Origin of the sequence: Paraburkholderia sp. BR14320 (assembly GCF_040948665.1) — a bacterium.
Classification (GTDB): Bacteria; Pseudomonadota; Gammaproteobacteria; order Burkholderiales; family Burkholderiaceae; genus Paraburkholderia; species Paraburkholderia youngii.
Genome location: NZ_JBFPKG010000035.1, coordinates 75,101 through 82,398, shown reverse-complemented (window position 1 = coordinate 82,398; position 7,298 = coordinate 75,101). Strand labels below are relative to the sequence as shown.

7 protein-coding genes are annotated in these 7,298 nt (G+C 66.2%); all 7 read right to left on the bottom strand.

Translation table 11 applies throughout. The features are described from left to right. Positions 1-241 precede the first annotated feature (241 nt). The gene (locus AB3X89_RS27140) at positions 242-802 is read right to left on the bottom strand and encodes a phosphonate degradation HD-domain oxygenase (protein WP_368586041.1); all 561 of its coding nucleotides are present in this window, start codon (positions 800-802) and stop codon (positions 242-244) included. Between the two features lie 3 nt (positions 803-805). Further along, a complete protein-coding gene (phnY, locus tag AB3X89_RS27135) occupies positions 806-2,257 on the bottom strand; it encodes a phosphonoacetaldehyde dehydrogenase (RefSeq protein WP_368586040.1) in 1,452 nt (483 codons plus the stop codon). Next, positions 2,254-3,534 (bottom strand): phosphonoacetate hydrolase, encoded by a 1,281-nt coding sequence (gene phnA, locus AB3X89_RS27130; protein ID WP_368586043.1) that lies wholly within the window; start codon positions 3,532-3,534, stop codon positions 2,254-2,256. Before phnA ends, phnY begins: the two co-directional genes overlap by 4 nt. 25 nt (positions 3,535-3,559) lie before the next feature. After that, complete coding sequence (locus tag AB3X89_RS27125; protein WP_368586039.1) at positions 3,560-4,303, bottom strand: phosphonate utilization associated transcriptional regulator; 744 nt, start codon at positions 4,301-4,303, stop codon at positions 3,560-3,562. Between the two features lie 96 nt (positions 4,304-4,399). Continuing rightward, the gene (gene phnV, locus AB3X89_RS27120) at positions 4,400-5,263 is read right to left on the bottom strand and encodes a 2-aminoethylphosphonate ABC transport system, membrane component PhnV (RefSeq protein ID WP_368586038.1); all 864 of its coding nucleotides are present in this window, start codon (positions 5,261-5,263) and stop codon (positions 4,400-4,402) included. Next, positions 5,253-6,215 carry a 2-aminoethylphosphonate ABC transporter permease subunit gene (locus AB3X89_RS27115; protein WP_368586037.1) on the bottom strand — a complete coding sequence of 321 codons (963 nt, stop codon included), beginning with the start codon at positions 6,213-6,215 and terminating at the stop codon, positions 5,253-5,255. Before AB3X89_RS27115 ends, phnV begins: the two co-directional genes overlap by 11 nt. Further along, entirely contained in the window at positions 6,193-7,293 is a 1,101-nt protein-coding gene (gene phnT / locus AB3X89_RS27110) for a 2-aminoethylphosphonate ABC transport system ATP-binding subunit PhnT (protein WP_368586036.1), read from the bottom strand. Before phnT ends, AB3X89_RS27115 begins: the two co-directional genes overlap by 23 nt. Positions 7,294-7,298: the final 5 nt, after the last annotated feature.

Sequence of the window (7,298 nt, the reverse complement as noted above, 5' to 3'; positions counted from 1 at the left end):
TCGCTGCGTCTGCAGCAGAGAAACGAGATTATGGAGAACTTCCGCCAGATCGTCAACAGGTTTTTATCACTCGCTTAACCTGCCCACGCCGCTAAAGCCCTCGCCATAAAGGCTTCCCGCTTCCCCGTGCTCCGGTGTCCGGAGCACGAAAGAGCGGAATTCTAGTCGCCGCCAATGCGACTTGCAAGCGATATTTTCACGCTCCACCCGCAACCTGCCGCGCCCCCAAAAACACCTCGCCTCACGCAGTCGCATGCGCGCGCATCGCCCGTTCGACGACGGCCAAATAATGGTCGATCCCCGGCGTCGCGCGATCCCTCTCTTTCGCGCGATCGTCCCATCGGCGCAAACGCATCGCGTCTTCCGCGTACGGCTTCTGCATAAATGCCTGCGCCTCTTCCCTGCTAAAGATCCCGCCCTGCAATTGCAAGCTGCGCACCGAATCGGCGGAAAGCTGGCCGAAATACGCGGCGTCGATCGCGCACAGGCAGCGCTTTGCGTCGACGTGCAGACGAATCGGCTCCAGCACGGCATCTGACAACGCCGGTCGCAAAAACGGCAAGGCGAAATACTGATGCAGATCGTCGACACCCCGTTCCGTCGGCGTCTCCCCTTGCAGGTTCAGCAGATGTCCGAGGTCATGCAAAAACGCCGCGGCGACCAGTTCGTCGCTCGCGCCTTCCGCCTCGGCCAGCGCGCCGCTCTGCAACGCGTGCTCCAGCTGCGTCACCGGTTCGCCGCTATATGCGAGGCTGCCGTGCCGCTCGAAAAGCGCACGGATATCGTCGAGACTCAATGCCACGGGTCACTCCCAAGGTAATGAAAACGTCTTCAGATTGGTAAAGCTCTTCATCGCTTCCTGAACGCCTTCCTTGTAACCAAGCCCGGAATCCTTGATACCGCCGAATGGCGTCAGCTCGATCCGGTAGCCCGGCACTTCCCAGACGTTGACGGTCCCCACGCGCAGCTCGTTAATGAAACGCGTGATCGCGTCCTGCCGGTTCGTACACACGCCCGACGACAGCCCGAACGGCGTCCCGTTGCTGATGCGAATCGCGTCGTCGAGCGTATCGAACGCGATGATCGGCGACACCGGCCCGAAGGTTTCCTCGCGCACGAGCGTCATCGACGGATCGACGTTGTCGAGCACCGTCGGTGCATACAGCGCGCCGCTGCGCTCGTTGCCAATGCGCAGGCGCGCGCCCGCGGCCACCGCCTCGTTCACGCGCGCCTCGAACCGTTGTGCGGCGGCGGCGTCGATCACGGTGCCCATCTGGTTCGACGCATCGAACGGATCACCGAACGTCCACGCGCGCGTCTTCTCGACGACCCGCTCCGTGAACTCCGCCGCGACGCGCTGTTGCACGAGCATCCGCTTGACCGCCGTGCAGCGCTGCCCCGAGTTCTTGTACGACCCTTGCACCGCAAGGGTCGCCGCCCGCTCGAGATCCGCGTCGTCGAGCACGATCAGCGGGTCGTTGCCGCCCAGCTCCAGCACGACGCGCCGATATCCGGCCTTCGTCGCAATGTATTTGCCGATCGCGACACCGCCGGTAAACGTAACGAGTTCGACCGACGCGTGCGTAATGAACTCGTCGGCGATTTCGCGCGGATCGCCGGTCAGCACCTGCAGCATCGGCGCGGGTAGCCCCGCCTCATACAGCAGATCGGCCAGATAAAGCGCCGACAGCGGCACCTTCTCCGACGGCTTCACCACCACGCGGTTATTCGTCGCGATAGCCGGCGCGATCTTGTGCGCGATCTGGTTCATCGGATGATTGAACGGCGTGATCGCGACGATCACGCCCGCCAGCGGCTCGCGCTGCGAGAACACGCGACGCCTTTCGCCATGCGGCGTCAGATCGCACGAGAAACTCTGACCGTCGTCGCGCAACGCCTCGAATGACGCAAAGCGGAACACGTCGGCAACGCGGCCGATCTCATAGCGCGAATCCTGCTTCGACAGCCCCGACTCCAGAGAGATCAGATCCGACGCCTGTTCGATGCGCTCGCGCAGCAGCACCGCCGCGCGCTCCAGAATCTGCGAACGCTCGTAGCGCGACAGCGTCGGCCGATACGCGAGCGCGTAGTCGAACGCGGCGCGCACGTCGTCGATGCTGGCGAGCGGCACGGTGCCGACGCGCATGCCGGTATAGGGATCGAATACGTCGAGCGTGCGGGCGCGCGTCGCGCGCTCGCCGCCCAGCCGCAGCGCTTCGGCGCGGAACCCCGGATGGTCCCGCAGCACCGGGTTCATGATGTCGACAAGCGATTGAGCGCAACGTCGAAGATATCGAAGTTGCGCAGCCGCTTGCCTTCGCCGCCACTGGCCGCTGGCTGAACACGCCGGTTGAACAGCAGCGGCACTTCCTGCTCGGAAATCCCGCCATGCGAGCGCAGCGGCACGGTGAGCCCGGACAGGTCGTGCTCGTCGCGCCGCGTGCCGAGCACGACATGCTTCGTGCCGATCACGACCAGATCGCCGATACGATCCTCGGGCAGCCCGAAGCGCACGCACGCTGCGTTTCGGTCGAGCACGACTTCGATTCCCGGCAGGCGGCCGATCCGCGCAATCACGGATGCTGCATCCAGCTCGCGCGGCAGATAGACGGTCGCGAACGAACCCAGCGCGCCATGATGCACGACGTACGGATCGGTGATCGGCAGAATCACGCGCGTCGTCGATGCGCCGAGCCAGTCGTCGAGCAAGTCCTGCAGATAGATCACGTTCGGCTCGCCGGTTTGCGGATCGTGCTTCGCGTTCATGCCGTGGTCGGCGGTGAGGCCGATCACCCAGCCGAGCGCGTCGAGCTTCGCGAGATAGTCGTCCATCATCGCGTAGAAGGCGTTCGCGCCTTCGGTGCCGGGCGCCCATTTGTGCTGGATATAGTCGGTGGTCGACAGATACATCAGGTCGAGCTTGCGCGTTTGCGCGAGCCGCACGCCGGCCGCGAACACGAATTCCGACAACCCCGCGCTATACACGTCCGGCAACGGCAGACCGACCAGATCGAGCACGTCGTCGATGCCGTTTTCCTCGACCGTCACCTTGTCGGCTTTCTCCGCCGAAAAACAGATGCCCTTCAACTGCGAGCCGAGCAGCCCGCGCAGTTTGTCCTTCGCGGTGACGACGGCGACCGCGGCGCCCGCGTTGGCGGCGGCCGCGAGCAGCGTGGGCGCGCGCAGGTAGGCGGGGTCGTTCATCATCACCGCCGCGCCCGCGCCGTTGTTCGCGTTGGTGTCCCAGAAGTAGTTGCCGCAGATCCCATGCACGGACGGCAGCACGCCGGTCACGATTGACAGGTTGTTCGGGTTCGTGAACGACGGAATCACGCAGTCGCCGCGAAACGCCGCACCGCCTTCGAGCATCGAGCCGATGAAAGGCGCGACACCGGCCGCGACCGACGCTTCCAGATACTCGAACTCGCAGCCGTCGACACAGACGACGACCGTCGGTTGCGAAGGCAGCCGATAGCTCCGGCCGTTGACTTCGATCGTGCGCTGCTCGGGGTGTGTCATCGCGTGGTTTTCCATTCCAGGGGTGGTCATTGCCAAGGCCTCATCGCCCACGCGAGCCGGCCGCGCCCGCGGTTGCCGGGAGGCGCTGTTCGTGCGCCGCATCGCACGCCGCATGGGCGCGCTGCAAGCCGCCCTGCACATGCGCGCGCATCAACTGCGCGGCCTGCTCGGCATCGCGTGATGCGAGCGCGGTCAGAATCGCGCGGTGCTCGGCGAGTGAGCGCGCCATCGCATCGCCTTGCACGACCAGCGCCGCTCGCCGAAACAGGCTCAGCTCGCTGACGAGCCTCCGATAAGTGTCGTACAGCTTCGTGTTACCTGCCGCCACGACCAGCGCATCGTGAAACGCGACGTTCGCGCGCGCATACCCATCGTGATCGTGCGATGCGAGCGCGGCGCGCATGGCATCGACGCAATCGCGTAGCACCGCGAGCTTGCCCGCATCGATGCTCGCCGCGAGCATCCGGCACGCCGCCTCTTCGAGCACCGCGCGCACCGCGTAAATCTCGTCCGCTTCCGCGAGCGACACCGTCCGCACGAACACGCCGCGATTTTTCTCGGTACGCACGAGCCCCGCCTGCTCCAGCGCGCGAAACGCCTCGCGCACCGGCCCGCGCGACACCTGCAAGCGCGCCGCCCAATCGGCTTCGTTGAGCTTGTCGCCCGGCGCCAGCGTGCCGTCGACGATATGCCGCTCGATCTCGTCGCGCACCAGCGTCGTCAGCGAATGGCGGCGCACGACCTCGATCGGATCGACGGAAGCAGATTGCATATATTCGGTCACTCTGACAAATTTTGCCACACCGACATCGAATGCCCACCGGCAGCGTGCATGCTTCAGGTCAAGCAAATCGCCCGCGAATCAGCCGTGTCAGCCAGGTCAGTCGATCCGCCGACGCGGAGCGCGCGCCGCGATCAACAGCAGCGCGACCAGCGAGACCAGCAGCAGAATCAGCGACAGCGCCGAAGCCGGCAGGTAATAGCCGCGCTCCACCTGCCCGACGACAACGATCGGCACCGTCGCGAAGCCCGGCGGATACACGGTCAGCGTCGCGCCGAGTTCGCCGAGCGACAGCGCAAAACCGAGCGCGAGACTCGCGCGGATCGCCGGCACCAGTTGCGGCAACACGACACGGCGCAGCACCATCGACGGCGGCGCTCCGAGGCTCGCGGCCGCTTCGCGCAGCACGGTCAGCTCCGGGCGCAGCGCGGCGGCCGCGCACCGGTAGCAGAACGGCAGCACCAGCGCGAGCTGCACGAACACGACGATCGCCGCCGAGCTCGACAGATCGAGCGGCCGCTTGTGATAAGCGATCAGCACCGCGAGGCCCAGCACCACGCTCGGCACGCCGTTGGGCATCATCGCGATCGTGTCGACGATGGCGCCGAGGCCGCGCCGGTCGCGCCCTTCGAGGGCGAGCGCGAGCCACAAACCGAGGATCGTGCCGAGCACCGCGACGCCCATGCCGACTTCGAGGCTGGTGGTCAGCGCGTCGAAGTCGCTCGAACCGAGGCGCTCGAACCAGCGCATGCTGAAGCCGTCGGGCAGGATCGTGCCGGACCAGTGCGACGCGACGCTCGATAGCGCGACGACCAGCACCGGCAGCACGAACAGCCAGAAGCACAGCAGCGCGGCGAAGCCGAGAAAAAGACCGCCGAACAGTCGCACGACGAGACTGTGCCGCACCGGCCGGCCCTTCTTGTGCATGACCGGCAGCACGGTCGGATCGAGTTCAACGGCCATGACCGGCTCCTTTCACCTTGCGACTATTGACGCGCCGGTACAACGCGTACAGCGACAACGACATCAGCAGCATCACGACCGCGCCGGCGGCTGCGGTCGGCAGATCGAGATCGACGGTAGCGGCGCTATAGATCGCGACCGGCAGCGTGATCAGATGGGCGCTGCCGAGCACCAGCAGAATGCCGAACTCGTTCAACGTCAGCAGAAAACACAGGATCGTGCCCGCTGCGATACCCGGCCACGCGAGCGGCAGGATCACCTTGAACGCGACCATCAGGCCGTTCGCGCCGAGGCTGCGCGCGGCTTCGATCAGCCGCTGGTCAAGCAGCGCGAACGAGGCCAGCGTCGGACGCACGACGAACGGCGTATAGAACACCACTTCCGCGAGAATCACGCCGCCGATGCCGAACAGAAAGTCGAGCGGCGGCGCCTGCAGATTGAACAGCCGCTGCAGCCCGATGCTGACCGAGCCCTGCGAGCCGTACAGAAAGATCAGCGTGAAGGCGACCAGAAACGAAGGGAACGCGACGAACAGTTCGAGAAAGCGCGTGACCATGCGCGCGCCGGGAAACGGCTTGAAGAACAGCAGCGACGCGAGCGCCACGCCGAGCAGCGACGCGAGGCTCGCGCTCGCGAACAGGATGCCGAGCGTGGTGCCGATCACGCCACGCGTTTCGGGGTTGCCGAAGAACGTCACGTACGCGTGACCCGACAGGCCGTGCGTGCCGGTCAGACTCAGCATCACGAGCCGCACCAGCGGATAGATGACGAGCGGTCCGAGCACCACGACCGCAATGAACAGCAGATGCCATTGCGCGAGACGCTCGCGCCGCTTCACCGCGGCCGCATGCGCCGCGGCGCTCGCGAGACGGCGTGCGGCGGCGGCTTCGACTTCCGCTTGCGCGGCGAGGTCGAGCGGATTGGACGTATCAGGGCTTGATAAGGACGACATCGCCAGCCTCATAACGCAGGGAAACGCGCGCGCCCTTCTCCGGCGTCAGGCCGAGGCCGCGCTGCATCGTGACGAGCACGGGATCGTTCGGCAGCGCATCGAGCACGACCGATACCGACAAGGCCGCGCCATACCACTCGACCGACGCGATCGCGCCGTGCAGTTGCCCCTCGCCGAGCGGCACGATGCGCAGCGCCTCCGGACGCAGACACGCGACACGTTCGCGCTCGTTGTGGCGCGCGTCGTCCATGCCGAACGCGACCTGCGGCGGCAGCAGATTGGCCGCGCCGAGGTAGCGCGCGACGAAGCCGTCGACCGGCGTGTCGTACAGCTGCTGCGGGGTGCCGAGCTGCGCGATATGGCCGTCGCGCATCAGCAGCGTACGGTCGGACAGCACGAGCGCATCGTCCTGATCGTGCGTCACGCAGACGATCGTCAGATTCGGCAGACGCTCGTGCAGCGCTTTCAGTTCTGAACGCACGGACGCGCGCAGATTGGCGTCGAGCGCGGACAACGGTTCGTCGAGCAGCAGCACGTCGGGCTCGATCACGAGCGCGCGGGCGAGCGCCACGCGCTGCTGCATGCCGCCCGACAGTTGCGCCGGCATCACGTGACCGGCATCGCCGAGCTGCACGAGCTTCAGCGCCTCGGCGACACGGCGTGCGACGTCGCGCGCCGGAATGCGCCGTGCGCGCAAACCGAACGCGACGTTCTCGAATACCGTCAGATGCGGAAACAGCGCGTAGCTCTGGAACAGCAGACCGAGGTTGCGCTTGTGCGGCGGCACGTGCGTCAGATCGCGGCCGGCCACCGTCAGCGTGCCGGCCAGACCGTCGGCTTCGATGAAGCCCGCGATGAAGCGCAGCAAGGTCGTCTTGCCGCAGCCGCTGCGGCCGAGCACGGTGAGCAACTCGCCGCGCTGGATGGTCAACGACAGATCGTCGAGCACCGTGCGCGCGCCGAAGCGCACCGTCAGGTGATCGATCTGCACGCCGCCCGGCGCGTCCAAACGCGCGGCGTCGAGCGCATCCAGCGGAGCGCCTGGCGCGGCGGGGTGAGCGAGACTGGCCGTATTCACCGGGG